Genomic DNA, 22,386 nt, shown 5'->3' on the forward strand with positions numbered 1-22,386 from the left:
AAGTGCTTTGATCTCACGGTCGACTCGGCCGCGGAGGCTTTCTTGACCGGCGAAGGCGTGCAACGGCGGCTGGCGGCGGTGCTGGCAGGGGTGGTCGAGGACTACGGCCGCCTGATGCAGGCCGGCGAGGAAGTCGCCATGACCCGGCTCAAGGCGATCCGAAAGAACATCGTCGCTCCCGCCATCGCGTCTTGTCGCGGGCGCATCGTGAAGGTGTCCGGCGAGAGCATGCTGGTGGAGTTTTCAAGCGCGGTCGATGCGGCACGCAGCGCCGTCGAAGTCCAGCGCGCGATGGTCGCGCACGAGAGCGGCCAGGCTGGCGAACCTGACATCGCGTTTCGGATCGGCATGAATGTCGGTGACATCATGATCGACGAGAACGATATTTTCGGCGACTGCGTCAACATTGCCGTGCGCCTTCAAGGGTTGGCTGCGCCCGGCGGCATCTGTTTCTCCGACGACGCCTACCGGCAGATCCGCGGCAAGGTCGAACTGGCGTGCCACGATCTCGGTCCGCAGCGGCTGAAGAACATCGCCGAGCCGGTACGGGTTTGGCGAATGTCTTTTGGTGACAAAAAAAGTTTTAACAGAGAAGGCGCAGCCCAAATCCCGTCCTCGTTGCCGGCGACGGAGCCGCCGGCGCTCGAACTTCCGGCCAAACCGTCGATCGCGGTGCTGCCGTTCGCGAACCTGAGCAACGATCCCCAGCAGGATTATTTTGCCGATGGCCTGGTCGAAGACATCATCACCGCATTGTCGCGGTTCAAATCGCTGTTCGTGATCGCGCGGAATTCTTCGTTCGTCTACAAGGGCAAGCCGATCGATATCTGGCAGGTCGGGCGTGAACTGGGCGTGCGCTACGTACTGGAAGGCAGTGTACGAAACGCGGACTCGCGGCTGCGAATCACCGGACAACTCGTCGACGCCACCACGGGCGCGCACCTGTGGGCCGAGAAGTTCGACGGCCCGATGGCCGACGTGTTCGAACTTCAGGACAAGGTCGCCGCCAGCGTCGCCGGCGTGATCGATCCCCTGCTGCTCGACACGGAAATCCAGCGCGCCCTGGAGCAACCCACATCCAATCTGACCGCTTATCATTTTTATCTTCGTTCGCTGCCGCTTATTCGCGCGTGGACGCCCGAGGCCAATCTGGAGGCAATCGCGCTACTCGAACGCGCGGTCGAATGCGACCCGCGTTACGGGATGGCGCTCGCATCACTCGCACTCTGTCACGCCCACAATCTCTTGAACCGGTGGGTCAAGGACGCCACGACTGAGAGAGAACTCACCATCATCTGGGCGCGTCGCGCGCTTGAGGCCGCGCCCGACGACCCCTCGACCGTCACCTCGGCCGCTGGCGCGCTGATGGACACGGGCGAAAATATCGAAACGCTGAAGCGGCTGGTCGACGGGGCCCTGGCGCGCAATCCCAGTCACGCCTTCGGCTGGTTATGGAGCGGTTGGATGCGCACCGTTTCCGGCGAGTCCGAGCTCGCGATCACCCATTTCGAGACATCGCTGCGGCTCGACCCTCGCGCCACGCGCAAGGCGTTTCACCTGACCGGCATCGGAATGTGTCATTTCTTCAAATCACGTTTCGGCGAGGCCTGCCGAATCCTGGAAATTTCCTTCACCGAGCTCCCAAGCTACTCGCTCACCGCCTGGTTCCTGGCCGCCACCTACACAAAAATGGGACGGCTCGACGCGGCGCGAGAATTCGCCAAACGCCAGGGAATTGCACCCGGCGGGGCGTGGCTGGTGATCGGACAGCTGCTTGGTAACGCGGCGCATCGCGACATGGCGCTATCCGCGCTCAGGCTCGCGACGGGTCAGGAATCCGGCGCCTGAGCCTCGCGAGATTTTGAGACGATTTGGCATGGCACAAAGCCGGCCTGCGCGACTTAATAGGTCGAATTTATCGGTCGAAATCGCGAAAGCGAGGCGACATGAGCAAGATCACCATCTCCGCTGAAGATCATCTTCCCCGGCGCCGGATTCCCATCCTCGACACCGAAATGAGCCATGTGACGGTCGGTCAGGGCCATCCGATCGTGTTCCTGCACGGAAACCCGACGTCCTCCTATCTCTGGCGCAACGTCATTCCTCACGTCAGCGATCTCGGCTGGTGCCTGGCGCCCGACCTCGTCGGGATGGGACAATCCGGGCCCTCTCCTGCCGGCGCCTACCGGTTTCGCGATCACGCGCGCTACCTCGATGCGTGGTTCGATGCGATCGGCCTGCACGAGAATATCACGCTCGTCCTGCACGATTGGGGATCGGCGCTCGGCTTTTACTGGGCGTCGCGGCACCCGGAACGCGTCCACGCCATCGCCTATATGGAATCGATTCTTTTCCCGCGCGAATGGGCAGATCTCCCGCAAAGCCGGGCGCCGCTCTTTCGCGACCTGCGTTCGGAGAAGGGCGAGCACATGATCCTCGATGAAAACTTCTTCATCGAGGGGTTGCTGCCGAAACTCGTCATCCGTCCTCTCGGCGAGAAGGAAATGTACGCATACCGGCGTCCGTTCCTTAACCCGGTATCGCGGCTGCCAATGCTGGTCTGGCCGCGGGAATTGCCGATCGGCGGCGAGCCGGCCGATGTTGTGGCCATCGTCGAACGATACGGACAATGGCTTCTGGAAAGCCCGCAACCGAAATTGTTCATCAATGCCGAGCCGGGCTCGATGCTGACCGGACGTTCGCGCGATTTCTGCCGGCGTTTTCCCAACCAGCAGGAGGTCACGGTATCCGGCCTGCATTTCATTCAGGAGGATTGCCCCGACGAGATCGGCGCGGCGTTATCGCGCTTCATCGGCGCCAACCGGCCGAAACGAAGCTGATCAGAGCAAGCTGGTCAAAGCCTTGTGCGCGCCAGCCGCAGCGCGTTGCCGATCACGCTCACCGATGAGAGCGCCATCGCAGCAGCCCCCAGCATCGGCGACAGCAGAATGCCGAACACCGGATAGAGCGCGCCCGCCGCGATCGGCACGCCGGCGGCGTTATAGACAAAGGCGAAAGCGAGATTCTGCCGGATGTTGCGCATGGTCGCCGCCGACAACCGCCGCGCCCGAACCAGGCCGGACAGGTCGCCGGTGAGAAGCGTGATGCCGGCGCTTTCGATGGCGACATCCGTGCCGCCGCCCATCGCAATCCCCACATCGGCCGCGGCCAGTGCCGGCGCGTCGTTGACGCCGTCGCCGACCATGGCCACGCGGCGGCCTTGCTGGCGAAGCCGCTGCACCACCTCACCCTTGCGCTCGGGCAACACGCCGGCCTCGATGTCAGTGATATCCAGCTGAGAGGCGACGGCGCGCGCGGTGGTCGCGTTGTCGCCGGTCAGCATCACGATGCGCAGGCCTTCCGAGCGCAACGCCGCGATTGCGGCTTTCGCCGACGCCTTGATCGGATCGGCGATGGCGAGAATGCCGGCAGCGCGGCCATCGATCGCCGCATGAATGACGGTCGCGCCGGAGGCGCGCGCCGCTTCCGCCGCGGGCTCAAACGCGGCTATCGCGACATTCAGCTCGCCCATCAACGTGGCATTGCCGAGCGCGACGGTGCGGCCCTGCACGCTCCCGGTGGCGCCCTTGCCCGGATGGGCCGCAAAGTCGGACGCACTTTCGAACGACAGGCCGCGGGCCTTGGCGGCCTCGATGATCGCACGCGCCAGCGGATGCTCACTCGCCTGCTCGAGCCCGGCGGCCAGCCGCAACAGCGTGTCCTCGTCGATGCCTGGCGCGGTCGCGACGGAAGCGAGCTTCGGTCTGCCTTCGGTCAGCGTCCCCGTCTTGTCGATCACGACGGTGTCGATCCGCTCGAACGCTTCCAGCGCTTGCGCATCGCGGATCAGAATGCCTTCGCGGGCGCCGCGCCCCACCCCCACCATGATCGACATCGGCGTGGCAAGGCCAAGCGCACAGGGGCAAGCGATGATCAAGACCGTCACCGCGGCTACCAATCCGAAGGTGAAGCGCGGTTCGGGTCCGAACATAACCCAGGCGGCAAAGGCTACTCCCGCCGCAGCCAGCACCGCCGGTACGAACCAGCCGGAAACACGATCCGCCAGACGCTGGATCGGCGCGCGCGAGCGCTGCGCCCGCGCCACCATGTCGACGATCCGCGCCAGCATGGTGTCGCGGCCAACCTGTTCGGCCTGCAACACCAGCGTACCATGCTGGTTGACGGTGCCGCCGATGACGCGCGCGCCCTCGGCTTTCGCGACCGGCATTGGTTCGCCCGTCACCATGGATTCGTCGACGAACGAATGTCCCTCGATCACGCGGCCATCGACCGGGATTTTTTCGCCGGGGCGAACCCGCAAATGATCGCCGACCCCGATCGAATCGATCGAAACGTCCTCGTCGCCGTGACCGGTGATGCGCCGGGCGGTTTTTGGCGCAAGCCCCAGCAATGCGCGGATCGCGCCCGAGGTGCGCTCGCGCGCCCGCAATTCCAGCACCTGGCCGAGCAGCACCAGCACCGTGATCACGGCTGCCGCCTCGAAATACACCGCAACCGCGCCGTGCGCGTCACGGAAACCGGCCGGAAAGGCCTGCGGCGTCAATGTGCCGATCACGCTGTAGAGCCAGGCCACGCCTGTTCCCATCGCAATCAGCGTGAACATGTTGAGGTGGCTAGATACGACCGAGCGCCAGCCGCGCGCGAAAAACGGCGCGCCCATCCACAGCACGACCGGCGTCGACAGCAGAAGCGAAATCCAGTTCGACCAGACTGGCGGCATCCCATGCATGAGACCGAGATGGCGGCCCATCTCGATCACGAACACCGGCAACGTGAGCGCCAGCGCAATCCAGAACCGCCTCGTCATATCGATCAGTTCGGGATCGGGGCCCTGGTCGAGCGAAACCTGTTCCGGCTCCAGCGCCATGCCGCAGATCGGACAGGTCCCCGGCCCGACCTGGCGGATCTCCGGGTCCATCGGGCAGGTGTAGATCGTGCCTGCCGGAACCACCGGCTCCGGCCGCTCGGCCGCGGCCGGCTTGGTTTGATCCTTCGGCTTGAGAAAACTGTCAGGGTCGGCCTGAAAACGGTCGCGGCAGCGCGCGGAGCAAAACAGATATTCCGTGCCCTGATAGTCGAAGCGATGTTTGGCGGTCGCACGCTTGACCTTCATGCCGCAGACCGGATCGATCGCGACCTCCGCGTCCGCGCCGGCTTTCCCTTCATGATCGCCGCCGCAGCAGGAAGCGGCAGCCTGATCATGATCGGCGTGACGAGGGTGACCGTGATGATCGTGGTTGTGCTGACCGTGGTCGTGATGATGGCAGGCGTGATCGCCGGAGGCGGCGTCTTTGGCGCCGTGAGTATGTTCGCCGTGGGCCATTTTTCGCTTCCGTCTCTCTTGAACAATATACCCTAGGGGGGTATATGACTCCCATGCGCGAAGAGATCAAGACCTCCTGCCTGAAAAGGCTGAAACGAATCGAAGGCCAGATCCGCGGGCTTGCGGGCATGGTCGAGGACGACCGCTATTGCATCGACGTCGTCACGCAGATCGCGGCGGCGAAAGCGGCGTTGCGCCGCGTCGAGGAGGAAATCCTGCGCGATCATGTCGCCCATTGCGTCGAGCACGCGATTGTTTCCGGCGACAAGGCCGATCAGCGCCGCAAGATTTCCGAACTGATGGATGTGATCGGCCGCGCCGATCGCTAAGAGGGATCAATCCGGAAGAATACCGCCTCTAACACGCTTGGTTAACGTGCGCTGAAACGCCCCGTTAAACTCTGTGTCGAGGGCAAGGCCGGTATCTTAGGACTTTGCCGCTATCGATAGCCCCAATCACAAAAAGGCGGGGGCGCATCATGACGACCGAGACCATCCCAAACAGACGTTTTGCGAATTCCAAGTGGGCCGAGAGGAAGCAGGATTTCCTGATCGTTTCCTCGTTCGCCCTGTGGTCGATGCTGCTCGGCTTTTCGCCGGTGCTGGCCGTTCGCTTCCTGTCTGGAAGCTGAGGACGCCACAACAGGAAAACGCGGGGGCGTTATGGTGGACATCCAGGAAAATTCAGAACAGGTCGGCGACGGCTTTTGCCGCCAGGACATCCTGTGGGCCGTCGGCATCTGGTCGGTGATCCTGACCCTGTCGCCGGTCGTGGTGTTCTACGTGCTGATGGTGAACTGACGACATTCACGAGACAACATCATCCCGCGTGTGCGCCGCATTATTGCGCACGCGGGATGATGTTTGTTGACGTGCAAGCGCGCTTTAAGCGGCCTGCTTGTGCATCACGCCACTGGCGGAAGCGGTACCGCGGATCGCCTTCACCGAACGCTCGATCGCAGCCCACAGCCGGCCGACTTCGGCAGCCGCACGGCCTTCCGCAAAATATTCGCGGGCGCCTTCGCCCTTGCCGAGCGCCATCAAAAGGTCGGCGCGGTTGGTGATCTGCCCGCCCCACACCGGCGCACGGAACTTCGCCAACGCCTCGCGTGCAATGGTGACGATGCGGCTTTCGACCTCGTCGCGCCGGGCCGGTGCACCGTTGAGCACGACCGCGTAAGGCTTGCGCGCGGCACGGCACATCTGAATCGTTTCCTGCACGGCATTGACGTCGAAGACGCCCGGACGCGCCGGAATCACGACCATGGTGGCGTTCTTGATCGCATCGTCGACGACGGCCGACAGATTCGGCGGCGTGTCGATGAAGACCCATTCGTAGCCATCGCGCTTGGCGGCAGCAACGATCCCGCTGACGGAATTAACGGCGGTCTTGATCTGCGGTTCGTTGGTGCCGCGCAACTTGTGCCACAAGGTCAGCGAGCCCTGCGGGTCCGCATCGACCATCAGGCACGGTTTGGTTATCTTGTGGACGTGCGCCGCAAGATGGGCAGCGAGGGTGCTTTTCCCCGAGCCACCTTTACGCGACGCAAAAACTATCACGTTCATATCCTTCGCCTCCATTGACCCCAGAGAGGGAAAAATGAATCAGCGCGCTGATTCGTGGAAGCGGAATTTGGTGTCAAATGTGGCGAAGACAGCAAATAGCTATCAGTGGTTGCTTTTGAGTCATACCATCGAGTCATACCCCGGCATGCCACACCCTGATGCCACGAATGACGCCGGATGCGGCGATCGCCGGGGTATGAGCCCTCGATCCGCCATTCGAAGGAGGCGCTTTACCTAATCATCCTCGCTGAGGCGCTGCCGGTACGGCCGGTGCTGACGCCGCGGCCTCTCGGACACCTCCTGAGGCTGGGGCCTGAAATAAATCCGGCATCCGGGGCTGAGCTGGGCCTGTTTTCTCACCATGCAGGCGGTGGTCCGCTGCACGTCGGGAATTTCAGAACCACAGAGGCTGAACGCATCGCCCATGCAGGCCTGTTGTTGTTCGGCCGTATAGGCCCACCCGGCCGTCGGCAGCAGCCACAACGCGGAAGCGGCGATCATGCCGCCGAATAGTTTTCGTCCAAGCGCAAAGCCAGTCATGATTCCCCCAATCCGCCCCAGAGACAAATTGTGAGTCAGCGTCATCGCGTTGGCAAGCGAACCTTCGCAGGATGACACCCACTAGCGGTGGAAAGCTTTCAAAGTGTGCTTTCGCTGCACACCGGTTCCCCGGATGAAACCGAAAGGCGCTCGCTTCGTTGCAGCAGATGCAAAAACGGTGTGCATCACGGTGCGAGACGACGGCCGTCACGGCGCGATCGCTTCGGCGCTGCGACTTTGGCGGTGGCTCTGCCCGTGTCGCCCGGCTGGCAAACCGGCTAAAATCCTGACCGACTCACCTCAAGCGGGTGCGCGCCATGACCGACCAGAGCTTGCCCCTCGATCAGACGGAAGTGCCGGCGGAAATCGACCGCTGGAACTGGGGCGCGTTCCTGCTGAACTGGATCTGGGGCATCGGCAACAACGTGTTTATCGCGTTGCTGGTATTCGTGCCGCTGCTCGGTCTGGTCATGCCGTTCGTGCTCGGCGTGCGCGGCAATCGCTGGGCCTGGCGCAACGGACGCTGGGACAGCATCGAACATTTCAAGCGCGTGCAGCGCGCCTGGACCAAATGGGCGGTCATCATTTACGTCGGTGTGATCGTGCTGTTTTGCGCGATCTTTGGCGGCGTGTTCTATCTCCTCAGTCACTCCGAGGCTTACCGGCTTGGCGTCGCCAATCTCGAGGCCAGCGCGGAAGTGGCCAACGTCTTGGGAAAACCGATCACGACCGGCCTTCCGACCGGCAAGATCTCCACCAGCGGTTCAAGCGGAAATGCGGCGCTCAGTTTTTCGGTCAGCGGACCGAAGGGCACGGGCCGCGTTTTTCTTGAGGCGATCAAAAGAGATGGAGCCTGGTCGCTCGGAAGTCTCAAGCTTAGGGTCGATGGACAGGACAGCGTCATCGATCTACTTCGCCCGACGCGCGCGGAGATCGACGGCGATCGGAGGTGGACGAGTTAGGTTGCCGCGGCGTCATTTCAGATGGCACCGGATGCTTGCTTCTAAAGCTCCGCCTCGACTCTCGCTGGAAGTTCCAACAGAGTCGGCACTACCCGTTCGCCGAAGCTCACCTTGTGCCTTTTTAGAAGGTCCGAAAAAGCACGGTCTCCTCGCCAGAGGTCGGCATGCGGCAGATACATTACATGCACGAAATCGATGCCGTCCGAATCTTTGATCGGCCGTTTATCGCGCTCGAATGCAAAGAGGACCTCGGCCGCGAGGAGGGCGCTCTCATCGCCAAATAACTTCTTCCAAATCGGAACGTCCTTACATAATTGCTGCGGAGAAGATATCTCTTCACGGAATGTCTTCAGGTCTCTCCGCAATCGGAGGAGTTGCGAACGCCCGTCCGCCGATAGAGCTTCATCCCCTGCCGCGTTTAGTTCGGCGGTAATTCTAGCCCGTAGGTCCTTTGTACGCGCCAACGTGCCCCGCAGTTCTCCGAGCATAGTAACGAACTTTCCCGCAATGTTGTCTCGCCGCTCCATGATTGGGCAATCCCAATTGCACTGCTCAAACCACAGTTCGTAGATAGACTCGGGGTCGTTGATGAAAAACCATAACTTCCGGTTCGCTTCGTCACGGCTTATCGTACCCGCGACGTATCTGCCAAAGGTGCCATCCTTGGCTAATGATCGGCCAAACATTACCGGCCAATTCCTGTCGGCAAGGTCTGCAAAGCGCTCGGGATATTCTTCGGCCCAGCGGCGCAGGTATTTACGCCTTGTCACAATGCGCTGTGCGTGGGCTGTCGCTTCGGGGTCTTGTTGGACCCCCTGAATAAAATGGCCAACGATCACTTCGACCTCGTGATCGTCTAGGGTTATCCGAGGTTGCCATAACCCTTCCTTTGAGAAGCGATGCCCGTCACCCAGATCGGTAGGATATGGAAATGCGTTCCGGCCGCAAAGTTCGGAAAGCAGTCGAGCCCGAGACAGACGGTTGCCTCGGTGCTCCGGGTCGGCTCGTTGCAGCAATTCAAAGACTACGTGGTACGACAGGCCAATTTCGATTCGCCCCGATTGCGCCAACTCGGTAAGTTTCTCCCGAATTTTGGCGACAGGGCTGCCCATCGGCGCATCGTGCATGGCCGAGTAGTCGGATGTGTCGAGGTGTATTCTGATCGGGCGCATTTAAAAGCCGCTCAGGACTCCCTAGTCCATACAGAGTGCGGCACAATTTGCTGAGCTGGTACAGTTGGGTGGGAACCCAAATATATCCCGTATAGCACTGTAATAACTCACCTTTTAGAGATGTATTGTTGAGCATCTGTAGCTCATTTTGTAGTTGCCGCCAATCCTCATCGGTTATCCCAACGGCATATCGGGAAGTTTCAGGTGTGCTCGTGCAGATGCCTCCGTTAGCTCGGTAGGCTGAAGTCGCGAATCAACTTAGCATCTGCGCCAGTCTTCTGAGCCTCTCGGTCGCGCAACAATGTGTAGTAGCGCTCAAAAAGCTCCCATCGATCTTGAGGAATTGCTCCCTTCAGCAACGAAATGCCAAACATGATTGTAACTTGAAGGGGACTGCTCAAAAGTAGCATCGTCGATGCATCGGCTGCTGCTCGGTCGAGCTCTGCTAGAATCACGTCACGTCTGTCAGGATCAGACAAACGAACCTGTGCAAGGCGTGATGCAAATTTCATTGCGTCGGAAGGAGTTAGAGGCGACAACTCCCAATGCTGCCAATAGTTAGCGCTTAGATCGTCGTTGTAACCTTGTGGCCGAGTGGTAACAACCACCAGCACATCCGCTGCGACGAGTGCCAAGTCATCCCAGAGCGCATCAATACTCTTAAGGAGCTCGGTGCGATTGCCGCTTGGAGGAACTTCGTCAAGACCGTCTAAAATTATAAGGGCTGGGCATGTTCCAAGCCAAGTGCGCAGCTCTGCCGCAGCAATTGGCTGATCTACATTTCGCGAAAGTCTATCTGCCGCGAAGGCAATCAAGCTTTGGCCCGATGGCGTCTTCTGAAGTGCATCAGCATAGATTGGCAAGTCAATGCGAATTGGAAAGCGAGCAGGTCCCTGAAGAGAAAGCCCTTCCTTAACGGCGCGTTCTAATATTGGCGCCACAAGGTCAGCCGTTTGCGGATTTAATGCCGAGTTCGCGTGCTCAGATAGCAATCTTGCTCGCGATACTTGCGCAAGAAATTGACCAATAGTTGATTTTCCCTGACCGGGACCACCGAGAACGACCACCCGGTTAGGCTGAGGTTCGGTACGTCTTCCCTTACGTAAACGCGAATTGCAAGCTATGGACTCATTGTCCAACTTATCGGCAGCACAGAGCAATAACTGCGCTACGACGCGAATTGAGTCATCTTCGGGTTCATCATCCTCTGCATGGTCGAATTCCGCCCCTTTGTCCTCCTCATCCGCGTCGTCAATATCTTCTTTCGATATGGCTGGAGCCGCAAAAGGCAGATCGATGAACAGATCATCTAGATAAATTGGCTTTTCTGTCTCTCGGCCCGCTTCTCGAAGGCGAACATCCCTTTCTTGTCGCAAATCTCGCGCTAACGCGAGCGGCAAAACCTGTTTCAGATAAGGCTTGGCAATTTGGTCAATTAAACCAGCCAAGACGTCGCTCGGTGTCAGCCACGCTGTATAAGAACGTCTGACCTCCGGTGCATTTTCTAAGTGCGCTCGGAGCTCATCTGCAGAAAGAATAGCAACATCTTTGATACCTAAGCGCGTCTTGTACTGGTCGATCAGTTTCTCGACTTTTGCTTTTCCCCCGCCCTTCGGCTCGGGCGAGAGGGTAACGTTTGTTGCTATGATGTAGTATTCAGGACGGCGCAGGTTCTTGCGCGTGATGAATTTTTGAAATTCTTGCTTCAACTGCGCCGTCAGCCAAGTTGCATCCCGAGCGTCCCCCTTCATGGCTTCTCGGCACTTTGCTTGCACCACAATGTAGCCGTTCCATCTATCCTCGCTGCTAGGAAAAGGGACGGTTCCTTCAAAGGTCGCTTCTCGAGCACCGTCGGGTCCCGCCCCAAAAACAACCACGCCCGGGCCCAATATCCTCACACTTAACGCCTGGACGAGGCGTTCGAAGGATTGAGGAGAGAAATTGCTGAACGTAAGCATGAGACCTAACCAGCCCTGCGACAGTTTCGACCACGAATCGTGGAACTAGTGAATGTTACATGTGCAACTTTTAGTCGCTAGTTCTGTCTTGTATAATACCTAATCATCCGTATAGTATTTATACAGAAACCTATAGGGGCCTTTGGCGTGTCTAAACGAGCGTTGATTAGTTACATCCGTGTTTCCACTTCACAGCAGGGGCGCTCAGGGCTTGGCATCGAAGCGCAGCGGGAGACTTTGACGCGGTTCGCCGAGGCTGAGGGCTTTGAGTTCCTCAAGGAATTTGTGGAGGTCGAAACGGGCAAAGGGGCCGATGCCCTCGACAGGCGGCCTCAGCTCTCAGCGGCCCTTGCGGCAGCACGGAAAGCCAAGTGCCACGTTGCGGTGGCCAAGCTGGACCGCCTGAGCCGCGACGTGCATTTCATCAGTGGCCTTATGGTCCACAAGGTGCCGTTTGTGGTCGCTGAGTTGGGGCCTGATGTTGATCCTTTTATGCTGCACTTGTTCGCAGCGTTCAACGAACGAGAGGCGAAAGAAATTGGACGGCGCACCAAGGCCGCGTTGGCGGCCGCAAAGGCCCGTGGTGCCACTTTGGGCAATCCAAGGCTTGCTGAAGCCCGTGAGAGCGCTGCGGACGCTGTCAGAGCTTCTGCTGACAGGCACGCGGCTAACGTGCTCCCCATCATCCGCGAGGCTAGGAAAGCTGGCGCAACTACGCTCAGGGAGATTGCGGATGTGCTCAATGCTCGCGGGGTCTCTACCGCGCGTGGTGGCCAATGGTACGCAACGAGCGTGAGGAACATGATGGCTCGGGCAACTTAGGGCTCTCCTGTCTCAGCGTTCGACAGCGGCCTTGCGTGCGAACGCTTGGGTCCTTTGTGACCTCGCGCTCTCTAATAGATAAGACCCCGGTGGGTGACTTCAAAAACCAGACGGCTTTATTCGCGGACGCACGGCTTCCCGCACGTGTGGCGCTTTGGCCCATTCCCAGTCCGCTTCGGCCCTCGGGTCTCCAAGGAACTCCGCTGGGGCTTCATCGTAACCATCCGGTGAGGGCCGCGGGATAGTCGCGTGGTTCTGTGATCCGATCATGCGGCGGACTGAACAAGGAGCTTCTTCCATTCCCAAGGGAGTAGCTCATTGAGCCGGCCTTGCGGAGTGGCGGCGATGCGGGCGAGCACGTCGGCCAGCCATGCTTGCGGATCGATGTCGTTGAGCTTTGCCGTCATGATCAGGGTGGCCATGATGGCGGCGCGGTCGGCCCCACGTTCGGAGCCGGCGAACAGCCAGGACTTGCGACCCAAAGCAAAGCCGCGCAGCGCGCGCTCCGCCGCGTTGTTGGTCAGACAGATCCGCCAGTCATCGACGAAGCGGGTGAACCGGTCCCAGCGGCGCAGCATGTAGTCGATGGGCTTGGCGACCGCGGACGAGTTCGACAGCCGGGCACGCTGCTCGCGCAGCCAGGCTTCGAGCGCCGTCAGCAGCGGCGCACTCTGTTGCCGGCGGACCCGCAGCCGCTCTTCGGCGCTTTGACCATTGATGCCGCGTTCAATGTCGAACAGTGCATCGATGCGCTTGACTGCTTCCAGCGCGATCGGCGAGATCGCCGCGGCGTTCTTGTCTCGCCTCGCATTGGCGGCGATGTCCGCCAACTCGAAGAACTGCCGCCTGGCGTGCGCCCAACAAAGTGCGGGCATGATGGGTCCCTGCGCGCGCGATGGGTCGTACAGCGCGTTGTAGCCGCTGTAGGCGTCCGCTTGCAGGATGCCGGTGAACGTCTGAAGATGCTGGGCAGGATGCTCCTGCCGGCGATCGCGCGAGGCGTAATAGAGCGCGGCCGGCGGCGCCCGTCCCCGGAACGGGCGGTCGTCGCGGACATAGGTCCAGATGTGGCCCTTGACCGTCTGGCCCTTGGCCAGGATCGGCACCGTGGTGTCGTCGCCATGCAGTCGCTCGGCGGAGAGGACATGACGCTCGATCAGCCGATAAAGCGGCTGCAGGGTCGTCGCACAGGCGCCGACCTGGTCGGCCAGCGTCGATAGGCTCAGATCGATGCCCTCCCGGGCGTAGCGCTCGCTCTGCCGGTTCAAAGGCTGATGCTGGCCAAACTTCTCGAACAGGATCATGGCCAAGAGGTTGGGCCCGGCAAAGCCGCGCGGCGTCACGTGGAAGGGCGCCGGCGGTTGGGTGATTGTCTCGCAATCCCGGCACGAGAACTTCTCGCGCACGGTCTGGATCACCTTCCACTGCCGCGGAATGACCTCCAGCGTCTCGGTGATGTCCTCACCCAGTTTCGAGAGCCTCGATGACCCGCAGCAAGGACAGCTCTCCGGCGCCGGGACCACGACCCGCTCGCGCGGCAGATGATCGGGGAACGGTTTGCGCGACGGCCGCTTACGCTGGAAGGACTTGACGGTCTGTGTCTGAGCCGCCGCCCTCTCAGCCGCCAGTTCGTCCTCGGTTGCGGTTGCTTCCAGCTCTTCAAGCTGAAGCTCCATCTGCTCCAAGAGCCGCGCCTTGCGCTCCGATCGGCTGCCGTAAATCTGGCGACGCAGCTTCTCGATCTCGAGCTTGAGGTAACTGATCAGTGCTTCGGCCGCCTTCGCGTTGGCCGCTTCCGCTTTGGCGCTCGCCGCGACCGCTTCCGCTTGCAGGCGCGCGGCGCGCTCCGCGAGGATCATCGCATGCGCGGCGGCCAGATCGGTGGGGAGCGATTCAGAGGTGGTCACAACGATGATGGAATCACATCCATCGCGATCCGAGAAGTGCAAAGCCTCATCCGACCGATGTCGGCCGCCACGTCTCTTGTGGGTGCCTCCAGTCAATCCCGGACAGGAGATAACCGAGCTGCGCCGACGAGATCGTCACCGCACCCTCAGCCGGGCTCGGCCAGATGAAGCGACCCCGCTCCAGGCGCTTCGTGAACAGGCAGGCGCCCTGGCCATCATGCCAGATCACCTTCAGCAGATTGCCGCGACGACCGCGGAAGCAAAACAGGTGGCCGCCCAGCGGGTCGCGATGCAGGATCTCCTGCACCTGCAAGGCCAGCGACGGAAAGCCCTTCCGCATGTCGGTATAGCCGGTTGCGAGCCACACCCGCACGCCGGCCGGCAACGGGATCATCGTGACTGCCCATCAGTCAGCGCCGCCACGACTGCGCTCAGCGTCGCGGCGTCAACCGCGCCCGTGATCCGCATCCGAGCCCCGGCCGCGAACTCGATCTCGATCGCACCGCTGGTCCCGGAGGGCGCCGCCGACGGTTGCCGCTCTGGCGCAATGGAGACCGCCGCAAAACGGACTTCGTCAGCTTGCCGCTGCATCGGCCCGGGCTCGCAAACGAGGACGCCCGTGCGGGCCTGCCGCCGCCAGGCCGTGACCAGATTGCGGTGAACATCATGTCGTCGAGCAACCTCGACAACACTGGCCCCGGGCGCCAGACTCTCCTCCACGATCCGAAGCTTCTCGGCAGTGGTCCACCGCCGTCGTCGCTCTGGACCGGACAGAATCGTAACCGTTGTCACGTTTGCTCATTTGCTTGCAAATTAATGAGCAAATCATCTCACGATCGAGCCCAATCCGGGAAGGCGGCCCTCAGCGGAGGCTTACGCTTCATCGTGGATGACATTCCACACAAGCGTTTCGCTCAGTTCGCGCCAGTGGCTTGGGAGCCTTAAGTCTTTCTGGTGGTGCTCAATGAACCAAGCGTACCAACGACCAGCAAGCGCCAGCGCCTCCGTCCTGGTGAGCGGCTGTGCTTCTCCTTTGGCGGCTGCACGCAGCTTCGCTATGCGTGTCTCAATCTCTACTAACCATTCTTTGTGCCGCCGAATGGCTTCGTACCGCGGCAGTCCGCTCGGCAGCGTCAGCCGCTCTTCCCAGCCCTTAAGACCGTACGTGTGCCGATAGGCTTCCAACACTTCGACGGGAATTGCTTTGCGCGAAGAGTAGCTTTTTTTCGTATTATCCAGTCGCGGCATTTTCACCGTCATTTGTATCGCTCTCTGTAAATAAAGCGAACAAATCGGTGAGGTCTATCAACATGTTGTTGATGCCGCAGGCAAATTGCGTAGCGTGGTACAGTTGGGTGGGCTCGAACCACCGACCTCCTGTTCCACAGACAGGCGCTCTAACCAACTGAGCTACAACTGCATCCCGGCCGGGCCCGCACGAAGGGGGCCCGAATGGGCGGGAAACTAGGTGCAAGCTTGCGCTTTGGCAAGGCCGACCACACGCCAAAACAAGGCTTTATCGGCGCGGTTTCTCTCCGCATTCAATAAAAAAACCCGGGCGCGACCGCCCGGGTTTTTTCTGGCTGATTGCCTTGCCTCGATCAGGCGGCGGGCTTGAACAGCTTGCTGGCGTTGGCCTTGATCGGCTCGACGGTGTCGGTCGCGACACGCTGCGAGAGCTCGGTGAGCTCCTTGCTCCAGGCGGTGAAGGCCTCGAACTGCTTCTTGGCGTGGCCGCTCCAGAGCTCTAACGCTTCCGAGGGGGTCTTCACGGCGACCAGCTCCTGCGCGAAGTCGAGCGAAGCCGAGGTGTTGGCCTTGACGATTTCCATCAGCTTGGCGGAGTACTCGCTGTAGCCTTTGCTGGCGTTGGAAAACACGGCTTCGATCGTCGAATTGTGGGTTTCGGCGACGTCCTTGAAACGGGCGTAGTTGTCGCGGGCCTGCGAAACGCCTTTCTCGGCGAAAGCGCGAACCTGCTCGGGGACTTCGAACGGGATGATGGAGGCGGAGAACGGGTCGGTGGTGTTGGCCATGGCGTGCATCCTCTGGGGGAAGGGTGGCTAGGGTTGTGACCCCTTGCTCGCCCGGCAAATTTCCGGACACGTCGGCATGGATCACAAAGGCGGAGGTGCCCTCTTGGGGCGCTTAAGATATGAGCACATTATCATGGCAATTTTGTGCAACGCAACGAAATTACTGGTGCAATGCCATAAAATAATAATTAGACAACCGGCCTCCGCGCCGCGAAGGCCGGTCGCTTTGCCTTAAATAGTTGCAAAACCTAGTGTTTCGGTTTGGCCGCATCCATGGCCGTGCGGCTCACGATCTGGCCCATCTCGCTCGCCTGCTCGGCGAGTGAGCGCATCTGGGCCTGCACATATTCGCGGTGCAACCGCATGACCTCGCTCAAGTCTTTGGCATGCACCAATGACTGCGCATAGTCGAGCGAGGCCTGGACGTTCTTTTCGGCATAGGAAAATGCCATGGCGCTGGCGTCCTTGGCGCCGGCGCCGACGGTTGCCGTCCGTGCGGAGAGCGACTCGGCCGCCACTTGCGCGCCTTCGATGAATTTTTCGAAGGTTTTGCGCGCCTGCTCCAGCCCCGCATCCGCCATCGACCGCATCTCCTTCGGAATCTCGAAATGCCTTTGTCCCTGTTCACTCATGGCCGGCCTCCTGCTTGCGTGGGATTCACGGCAACGTCCGAATGCGCAACAAGGTCCATGGAAACGGGCAGGTAGTTAAGGTTATCCAGCCGTTAAAAGCTGGACTCGTTCCCCGGCCATGGACCTGCAAGACGCGGAAGGCGATACTAACGATCTGTTAACGCTGTCACCTCAGGCAGCCCGACCACCCGACGCCGAAAGACGATGCAAAGTAGCGAATTCAAGGCGCGAGGCCCGGACGATCCGCGGCTGGCGGTGCATGCGACAAGCCCCCTTCCCGCCTGGCTTTGGTCGGTCGATGGCACGCGGGTGCTGTGGGCCAATCCGGCCGGCGCACTCGCCTTTGGCGCGACAAACGGCGTTCGTCTCGCAGGCAAGATCTTCGGCCCGGCCGATTCCCATCGCCGCCAAATTGCGCAACTCGCGCACCGACTGTTGCCGAACGGCGCCGTTCGCCTGGAACGGTTGCGCGGCTTCGGCTCCGTCCTCAACACGCTCGTCACCTGCGCCTGCGCCCGGCTTGAATTTGCCGACGGCCATGACGGCGTGCTGATCGTGGCCACCGATCCCCTCAGCCGCACGATGCCGCTGACCGAACGGCTGGAAAAACTGGTCGAGGAAGTGGACGCGCCCGTTGCGACGTTCGAGAGCGACGGCACGCGCGTGGCCGCAAGCGCTCGAGCCGACTTCTACGGCCTTCATCACCTCGCTGACGCCGGCCTTGAGGAAGCACGCCAGATCGCCTTGAGGGACGGCCGCGCCGAGGCTCCGCTCGGCTCGGCCCGTATCACGCTCACGCGCCTCGGCGACCGCACCGACACCGGCCTCTTGGCCGTGATCACGCCTGCGGAAATTCCAGCCGTAGCAGACGAGCTTCCAACGGCGGTATTCAGCGATGCCGTGGCAGACGATGCTGCGGCCGAGATGCCGAACACAGCGGGCAATGCGGACGCCGTTTCGCAAGGTGATGCGACGGAAGCTGCACCGCGCGCCGCAGATCCGCAACCAGCCGAGCCGCTTGCGCAGACGCCGTTCCGCTATCCCATGCGTTTCATGTGGCAGATGGACGCCGAGGGCCGCTTCTCGCTTGGATCGGACGCCTTCACCCGTTTGATCGGCGTGCACACCGCCGCCGGCTTCGGCCGGCCATGGACCGAAATCGCGCAAGTGTTCGGGCTCGATCCGGAAGGGCTCGTCGTCAAGGCCATCGCCACGCGCGAATCCTGGAGCGGCATCATCGTGGACTGGCCTGCCGGAGACGGCAGCCGCCTGCCGGTCGAACTGTCGGGGCTGCCGATCCACGACGCCGGACAAAATTTTGTCGGCTATCGCGGCTTTGGCGTGTGCCGCGACGTCGAAGGCCTGTCGCGCCTTGATGTGCTACGCAGTCAGGAATTCTTCAACGATCCGCCATCAGCCGACATGATGTCGCCTGAAATTGGCCAAGCCCTTGCGGGAACGTGGAAGTCGCCCGCGCCTCCGTCTCACATTGCCGACACAAGCGTTAATTCGACCGCACCGATTTCGTCTGCGCCTTTGCCCGACACATCACCATCAACCGATCAGGAAACGCCGGTGGACACGCCCAACGACCTTCAGGAAGTGCCGGCGATCTCGCCGAACGTCGTCCCGTTCCGTCCGCTCACCGAGGCGCGCGCTCCGGTGCTGACGCCGGTCGAGAACAGCGCCTTCGACGAACTCGCCCGCCAATTGTCGGCAAGGCTGGAGACCGACGACGATGCGCCCGAGGGAAGCGAATCTTCCGAGGCTCCGCAATCCGTCGCCGCGCCGTCGGTGCAGGTCGAAACGACCGAGCCGCCTGCCCCACCGCCGACCTGGCTTGCCGAACCCGAGCCGCCGGCGCGCGGCGAAAGCAAGCGCGACAAGACGCTGCTCGATCTTCTGCCGACGGGCGTCATGATCTACCGGCTCGACCGCCTGCTCTATGCCAATCCGGCGTTCCTCGAACGCATGGGATATGCCAGCCTGCATGCGCTCGAGCAGGCGGGCGGGGTCGACGCCCTCTATGTCGAGCCCGGCGTCTCAAGCGCCAGCAGCACGTCCGACACCGGCACGCCGGTCAGGATCTCTTCGCCCGAAGCGCCATCCGCCGGCACCGTCGACGCGCGGCTGCACACCATCAGCTGGGACAACGAATCCGCCCACGCGCTGATGTTTGCCGGCGCGTTTACGGAAAACGTCGTCGCCACGCCCGTCGTCGTCCCGCCGCCAACGCCACCCGCGCCGGAGCCGCCCGCCGTCGGTCAGGTCAATGCGGAAGAACTCGCGGCCATTCTCGACACCAGCGCCGACGGCATCCTGATGTTCGACGCGCTCGGCAACATCCATTCCTGCAACCGCAGTGCCGAGGCGCTGTTCGGTTACGATGGCGCCGAGCTGACGCAACTCAACCTCACCACCCTGTTCGCCCCGGAAAGCGAGGGCGTCGTCAAGCAGTATCTCGAAAGCGTGGGCGGCACTGATATCGCGAGCCTGCTCGAACACGGCAACGAGATCTTTGGCCGCAGACGCAGCGGCGATCACGTTCCACTGTCGATGACAATCGGGCGCACGCAGGCGAACGGCCCGAATTTCTTCGCAGCGTTCCGCGATCTCTCGCAGATCAAGAAGGGCGAGAACGAATTGCGCGAGGCGCAGCGGATCGCCGATCGCACCGCGACCGCCAAGGCTGATCTGCTCGCGCGCATCAGTCACGAAATCCGCACGCCGCTGAACGCCATCATCGGCTTTGCCGAGGTGATGATCAGCGAGCGCTTCGGCGCGCTCGGCAACGATCGCTATATCGAATACATGAAGGACGTTCGCACCTCCGGCCAGCGCGTGGTCGCCGTGCTCGACGACATGACCGATCTCAGCCGCATCGAGACCGGCAAACTCGACCTCGCTTTCACCAGCCAGAATCTCAACGACCTCGTCGAGAGCTGCGTCGCGGTGATGCAGCCGCAGGCGAGCCGCGAACGCATCATCATCCGCACCTCGCTGGCGCATATGCTGCCGCCGGTGGTGGCCGACGGTCCGGCGCTGCGCCAGATCACGATGAACCTGATCGGCAACTCTATCCATCTGACCAACGCCGGCGGTCAGGTGATCGTGTCGACCGCGCTGACCGATTTCGGCGACGTCGCGCTGCGGATCCGCGACAGCGGCCCCGGCCTCAACGACAATGAGGTAGCGGCCGCGATGGAGCCGTTCCGCCAGCAGGCACCATTCGATCAGTCGCCGGAGGCCGCCGTCAGCCTGTCGCTCACCAAGGCGCTGGTCGAAGCCAACCGCGCGCAGTTCAATATCAAGACCGGCGCGCGATCAGGAACGCTGGTCGAAGTGGTGTTTTCGCGGGCGATCGCGAAGACGTAAAACGCGCCAGACCGGTTTCTCCTTCTCCAAGGAGAGGTTCGGCTAGCTCGACCCCTGACGATCCCGCGTATGTTTCGCGATTTCGTTCCTGGCGGCGGTTACGATCTCATCGTTGGTGTGCGCGTGCCCCCAAAGGCCCCAGCCGCCCTGCACCGCCTCGGTGAGCAGAACCCAGGTCCGGTCCTTGAGGCTGTCGTCACCGGCGGCCTTCGCAATGAGATCGGTGAGCTGGCGCACGACCGCGATTTGTTTTGGCCGGTCGAGCGCACCTGCATTGGTGAGAACCTGGACGCGAACGTAGTTGCTGTCGCCGTCGACGTTCGAGAGTGCGCCGCGCTTCAGTTCATGCACGAAAGCGGCGGTGTTCTTGCGGAACATCGGAATGTCCGGCACCTGTTCGATCGCCTTGACGGTGGCGGCGGCTTCCGTCGCCAGGGCATGCGGGTCGCTAAAGGTGCCTGCGGTGGCGTAGATATCGATCATCGGCATCGACGGCGCTCCTTTGCTTCGATCAGACCTCAAGGCTATGCTGATCGTCATAGGATACTATGACAATCGTCATAGTCAAGAGGCACGACCAAGAGGCGCGACTTTGCCTGCCAACGTCAAGCAAACCATGATCGAGCGCACGGCGGTGCTGCTCGCCAAAAAGGGCCTGCAAGGCGCGTCGTTCAGCGAAATCCTCGAAGCCTCCGGTGCGCCGCGCGGCTCGCTCTATCACCATTTTCCCGGCGGCAAGGACGAGCTGGTGCTGGCCGCGCTTGAGCATGCCGGCAGCCAGGCGCTCGGCGTGCTCGACCGCCTGTCCGGAAAATCGGCGCGCGACGTCGCGGAAGGATTTTTGTCGCTATGGCGTTCGGTGCTGGCGAGATCGGATTTTTCGGCCGGATGCGCCGTCGTCGCGGTTACGGTGGCCGCCGAATCCGAAGACCTGCGGCTGCGCGCGGCGAACATCCTGCGCGGCTGGCGCGAAAAGCTCGCCGCGTTGTTTGCCGAAAGCGGAATACCGAGGAAGAAAGCCCGCGCGCTTGCCGCGAGCCTCGTTGCCGCCTGCGAAGGCGCCGTCATTCTGGCCCGCGCCGAACGCACGTTCGAGCCGTTCGATCTCGTCGCAGCCGAACAGCTCGCGATGGTCGAGGCGGCCGCGAAATCCGCTTCGTGAGCGCTCGACGCTTTAAGCCGTGGCGTGGGCGGGTTTGAGAAAATCCGCGATCGCGTCGAGAAAGACCCGCGGCTTCTGCAATTGCGGCACATGTGCGCAGCCGGCGAGAACCTCCAGCCGCGCATCCGGCAGCAGCGCCGCCAGTTCGTGCGACATCGGCGGCGGTGTCGCCTCGTCATGTTCGCCGACCAGAACCAGCGCTGGCACCTTGACCTTCGGCAGTTCGGGCCGCAGATCGAGCGCGGCGAGCTGAGCACAGGCCGCCTGCAACACCTCGGGATCGGTCTTCAGGAATGCTTCGCGGCGGTCGCGCATCAGCTCGGGATGGCTGGCCTGAAAATCGGCTGCGAACAGCCGCCGCATCGCCACGTCCGTGATCGCGGCAAGCCCCTTGGCCTTGGACGCCGCCGCCATGTTGCGGAAAGCGTCACGCCCCGGTTCCGAAAACGCCGCGCCGCAGTCGGCAAGGATGAGTTTCTTCGCGATCGACGGATGCCGGATCGCCATCTGCAACGCGACGAAGCCGCCATAGCCGTTACCGAGCACGATCGCCTCGCGATCGCCCACTTCGTTCACGACCTCCGCCATCCGGTCGGCGACCGCCGCAAGCCCGCCGTCGACGGCCCTCGAGCCGCCGAAGCCCGGCAATTCCGGCACGATGACGCGATGAGACCGCATCAATTCCGGCTCGATCGAGGCAAAGCTCGCCCGGTCCGATAGCAGCGAGTGAAGCAGGAACAACGCCGGCCCATTGCCCGAGACGGCCGCATTCACCGTGCCGTAGGCGAACAATCGATCCATGCGGGGTCTCTCTTATCTCAAAAGGCGGGAGGGTTTGATCTAAACGGGTGGGACAGGTTTGCGGCATCCGATTGATAGATCAAACCACTGATAGATCAAACCATGGACAT

Annotated in this window: 22 protein-coding genes and 1 tRNA gene; 9 read left to right on the top strand and 14 right to left on the bottom strand. The window is 61.7% G+C overall.

The features are described from left to right. Positions 1-42 precede the first annotated feature (42 nt). Together BUA38_RS07600 and BUA38_RS07605 are read left to right on the top strand one after the other, a co-directional pair. Complete coding sequence (locus BUA38_RS07600; protein WP_072817387.1) at positions 43-1,848, top strand: adenylate/guanylate cyclase domain-containing protein; 1,806 nt, start codon at positions 43-45, stop codon at positions 1,846-1,848. A 98-nt stretch (positions 1,849-1,946) separates the two neighbouring features. Then, a complete protein-coding gene (locus BUA38_RS07605) occupies positions 1,947-2,840 on the top strand; it encodes a haloalkane dehalogenase (RefSeq protein WP_072817388.1) in 894 nt (297 codons plus the stop codon). A 14-nt stretch (positions 2,841-2,854) separates the two neighbouring features. Here BUA38_RS07605 and BUA38_RS07610 read toward each other — a convergent pair whose 3' ends face one another. Further along, complete coding sequence (locus BUA38_RS07610; RefSeq protein WP_083587501.1) at positions 2,855-5,344, bottom strand: heavy metal translocating P-type ATPase; 2,490 nt, start codon at positions 5,342-5,344, stop codon at positions 2,855-2,857. Between the two features lie 53 nt (positions 5,345-5,397). Between BUA38_RS07610 and BUA38_RS07620 the strand changes: the two genes are divergently transcribed. From BUA38_RS07620 to BUA38_RS37495, 3 genes are all read left to right on the top strand, one after another. Then, on the top strand, positions 5,398-5,673 hold the full coding sequence (locus BUA38_RS07620; RefSeq protein WP_072817391.1) for a metal-sensitive transcriptional regulator: 276 nt from the start codon (positions 5,398-5,400) through the stop codon (positions 5,671-5,673). Positions 5,674-5,822: 149 nt separating this feature from the next. Continuing rightward, positions 5,823-5,975: a hypothetical protein gene (locus BUA38_RS36560; protein ID WP_156898438.1), complete on the top strand. Its 153-nt coding sequence runs from the start codon at positions 5,823-5,825 to the stop codon at positions 5,973-5,975. Positions 5,976-6,006: 31 nt separating this feature from the next. Then, complete coding sequence (locus BUA38_RS37495) at positions 6,007-6,144, top strand: hypothetical protein (RefSeq protein ID WP_172805998.1); 138 nt, start codon at positions 6,007-6,009, stop codon at positions 6,142-6,144. A gap of 84 nt (positions 6,145-6,228) precedes the next feature. Here the strand turns inward: BUA38_RS37495 and BUA38_RS07625 are convergent, their stop codons facing one another. Together BUA38_RS07625 and BUA38_RS07630 are read right to left on the bottom strand one after the other, a co-directional pair. After that, the gene (locus BUA38_RS07625; protein ID WP_072825925.1) at positions 6,229-6,909 is read right to left on the bottom strand and encodes a ParA family protein; all 681 of its coding nucleotides are present in this window, start codon (positions 6,907-6,909) and stop codon (positions 6,229-6,231) included. 234 nt (positions 6,910-7,143) lie between these two features. Next, entirely contained in the window at positions 7,144-7,449 is a 306-nt protein-coding gene (locus BUA38_RS07630; protein ID WP_244553211.1) for a hypothetical protein, read from the bottom strand. Between the two features lie 317 nt (positions 7,450-7,766). Here BUA38_RS07630 and BUA38_RS07635 point away from each other — a divergent pair, with 317 nt between their 5' ends. Beyond that, positions 7,767-8,411, top strand: a complete 645-nt coding sequence (locus BUA38_RS07635; RefSeq protein ID WP_072817392.1) for a cytochrome c oxidase assembly factor Coa1 family protein — start codon at positions 7,767-7,769, stop codon at positions 8,409-8,411. A 41-nt stretch (positions 8,412-8,452) separates the two neighbouring features. Here BUA38_RS07635 and BUA38_RS07640 read toward each other — a convergent pair whose 3' ends face one another. Together BUA38_RS07640 and BUA38_RS07645 are read right to left on the bottom strand one after the other, a co-directional pair. Then, entirely contained in the window at positions 8,453-9,583 is a 1,131-nt protein-coding gene (locus BUA38_RS07640; RefSeq protein WP_072817393.1) for a hypothetical protein, read from the bottom strand. A gap of 227 nt (positions 9,584-9,810) precedes the next feature. After that, positions 9,811-11,541, bottom strand: a complete 1,731-nt coding sequence (locus BUA38_RS07645; RefSeq protein ID WP_072817394.1) for an NACHT domain-containing protein — start codon at positions 11,539-11,541, stop codon at positions 9,811-9,813. A 147-nt stretch (positions 11,542-11,688) separates the two neighbouring features. Between BUA38_RS07645 and BUA38_RS07650 the strand changes: the two genes are divergently transcribed. After that, the gene (locus BUA38_RS07650; protein WP_072817395.1) at positions 11,689-12,363 is read left to right on the top strand and encodes a recombinase family protein; all 675 of its coding nucleotides are present in this window, start codon (positions 11,689-11,691) and stop codon (positions 12,361-12,363) included. Between the two features lie 266 nt (positions 12,364-12,629). Here the strand turns inward: BUA38_RS07650 and tnpC are convergent, their stop codons facing one another. From tnpC to BUA38_RS07685, 7 genes are all read right to left on the bottom strand, one after another. After that, complete coding sequence (tnpC, locus tag BUA38_RS07655) at positions 12,630-14,222, bottom strand: IS66 family transposase (protein WP_072825673.1); 1,593 nt, start codon at positions 14,220-14,222, stop codon at positions 12,630-12,632. Between the two features lie 94 nt (positions 14,223-14,316). Beyond that, positions 14,317-14,664, bottom strand: coding sequence for an IS66 family insertion sequence element accessory protein TnpB (tnpB, locus tag BUA38_RS07660; protein WP_072815721.1), 348 nt, complete (start codon positions 14,662-14,664; stop codon positions 14,317-14,319). Continuing rightward, the gene (gene tnpA / locus BUA38_RS38745) at positions 14,661-15,062 is read right to left on the bottom strand and encodes an IS66-like element accessory protein TnpA (protein WP_072815717.1); all 402 of its coding nucleotides are present in this window, start codon (positions 15,060-15,062) and stop codon (positions 14,661-14,663) included. The genes tnpB and tnpA overlap by 4 nt, the downstream gene beginning before the upstream one ends. A gap of 81 nt (positions 15,063-15,143) precedes the next feature. Next, positions 15,144-15,530: a hypothetical protein gene (locus BUA38_RS07670; RefSeq protein ID WP_072817396.1), complete on the bottom strand. Its 387-nt coding sequence runs from the start codon at positions 15,528-15,530 to the stop codon at positions 15,144-15,146. Between the two features lie 83 nt (positions 15,531-15,613). After that, positions 15,614-15,690, bottom strand: a tRNA-His gene (locus BUA38_RS07675). Positions 15,691-15,871: 181 nt separating this feature from the next. Then, positions 15,872-16,306, bottom strand: a complete 435-nt coding sequence (locus BUA38_RS07680) for a phasin (protein WP_072817397.1) — start codon at positions 16,304-16,306, stop codon at positions 15,872-15,874. Positions 16,307-16,554: 248 nt separating this feature from the next. Further along, complete coding sequence (locus tag BUA38_RS07685; protein WP_072817398.1) at positions 16,555-16,938, bottom strand: phasin family protein; 384 nt, start codon at positions 16,936-16,938, stop codon at positions 16,555-16,557. 204 nt (positions 16,939-17,142) lie between these two features. On the opposite strand from BUA38_RS07685, the gene BUA38_RS07690 reads away from it, so the two are divergent. After that, complete coding sequence (locus BUA38_RS07690; RefSeq protein WP_072817399.1) at positions 17,143-20,313, top strand: PAS domain S-box protein; 3,171 nt, start codon at positions 17,143-17,145, stop codon at positions 20,311-20,313. A gap of 42 nt (positions 20,314-20,355) precedes the next feature. Here BUA38_RS07690 and BUA38_RS07695 read toward each other — a convergent pair whose 3' ends face one another. Beyond that, complete coding sequence (locus BUA38_RS07695) at positions 20,356-20,802, bottom strand: hypothetical protein (RefSeq protein WP_072817400.1); 447 nt, start codon at positions 20,800-20,802, stop codon at positions 20,356-20,358. A 103-nt stretch (positions 20,803-20,905) separates the two neighbouring features. Here BUA38_RS07695 and BUA38_RS07700 point away from each other — a divergent pair, with 103 nt between their 5' ends. Next, a complete protein-coding gene (locus BUA38_RS07700) occupies positions 20,906-21,475 on the top strand; it encodes a TetR/AcrR family transcriptional regulator (RefSeq protein WP_197685920.1) in 570 nt (189 codons plus the stop codon). Positions 21,476-21,487: 12 nt separating this feature from the next. Here BUA38_RS07700 and BUA38_RS07705 read toward each other — a convergent pair whose 3' ends face one another. After that, complete coding sequence (locus BUA38_RS07705; protein ID WP_072817402.1) at positions 21,488-22,276, bottom strand: alpha/beta fold hydrolase; 789 nt, start codon at positions 22,274-22,276, stop codon at positions 21,488-21,490. Positions 22,277-22,386 lie beyond the last annotated feature (110 nt).

It is taken from the genome of Bradyrhizobium erythrophlei (assembly GCF_900142985.1).
Lineage (GTDB): Bacteria > Pseudomonadota > Alphaproteobacteria > Rhizobiales > Xanthobacteraceae > Bradyrhizobium > Bradyrhizobium erythrophlei_B.

Bases quoted from the DNA above. Each gene is read 5' to 3' on its own strand.
- BUA38_RS07630 (WP_244553211.1), bottom strand. From the start codon at position 7,449: ATGACTGGCTTTGCGCTTGGACGAAAACTATTCGGCGGCATGATCGCC.
- BUA38_RS07695 (WP_072817400.1), bottom strand. From the start codon at position 20,802: ATGCCGATGATCGATATCTACGCCACCGCAGGCACCTTTAGCGACCCG.
- BUA38_RS07640 (WP_072817393.1), bottom strand. From the start codon at position 9,583: ATGCGCCCGATCAGAATACACCTCGACACATCCGACTACTCGGCCATG.
- tnpC (WP_072825673.1), bottom strand. From the start codon at position 14,222: ATGATCCTCGCGGAGCGCGCCGCGCGCCTGCAAGCGGAAGCGGTCGCG.
- tnpB (WP_072815721.1), bottom strand. From the start codon at position 14,664: ATGATCCCGTTGCCGGCCGGCGTGCGGGTGTGGCTCGCAACCGGCTAT.
- BUA38_RS07680 (WP_072817397.1), bottom strand. From the start codon at position 16,306: ATGGCCAACACCACCGACCCGTTCTCCGCCTCCATCATCCCGTTCGAA.
- BUA38_RS07690 (WP_072817399.1), top strand. From the start codon at position 17,143: ATGCAAAGTAGCGAATTCAAGGCGCGAGGCCCGGACGATCCGCGGCTG.
- BUA38_RS07705 (WP_072817402.1), bottom strand. From the start codon at position 22,276: ATGGATCGATTGTTCGCCTACGGCACGGTGAATGCGGCCGTCTCGGGC.
- BUA38_RS37495 (WP_172805998.1), top strand. From the start codon at position 6,007: ATGGTGGACATCCAGGAAAATTCAGAACAGGTCGGCGACGGCTTTTGC.
- BUA38_RS07685 (WP_072817398.1), bottom strand. From the start codon at position 16,938: ATGAGTGAACAGGGACAAAGGCATTTCGAGATTCCGAAGGAGATGCGG.
- BUA38_RS07620 (WP_072817391.1), top strand. From the start codon at position 5,398: ATGCGCGAAGAGATCAAGACCTCCTGCCTGAAAAGGCTGAAACGAATC.
- BUA38_RS07610 (WP_083587501.1), bottom strand. From the start codon at position 5,344: ATGGCCCACGGCGAACATACTCACGGCGCCAAAGACGCCGCCTCCGGC.
- BUA38_RS07625 (WP_072825925.1), bottom strand. From the start codon at position 6,909: ATGAACGTGATAGTTTTTGCGTCGCGTAAAGGTGGCTCGGGGAAAAGC.
- BUA38_RS07670 (WP_072817396.1), bottom strand. From the start codon at position 15,530: ATGACGGTGAAAATGCCGCGACTGGATAATACGAAAAAAAGCTACTCT.
- BUA38_RS07645 (WP_072817394.1), bottom strand. From the start codon at position 11,541: ATGCTTACGTTCAGCAATTTCTCTCCTCAATCCTTCGAACGCCTCGTC.
- BUA38_RS07635 (WP_072817392.1), top strand. From the start codon at position 7,767: ATGACCGACCAGAGCTTGCCCCTCGATCAGACGGAAGTGCCGGCGGAA.
- BUA38_RS07605 (WP_072817388.1), top strand. From the start codon at position 1,947: ATGAGCAAGATCACCATCTCCGCTGAAGATCATCTTCCCCGGCGCCGG.
- BUA38_RS36560 (WP_156898438.1), top strand. From the start codon at position 5,823: ATGACGACCGAGACCATCCCAAACAGACGTTTTGCGAATTCCAAGTGG.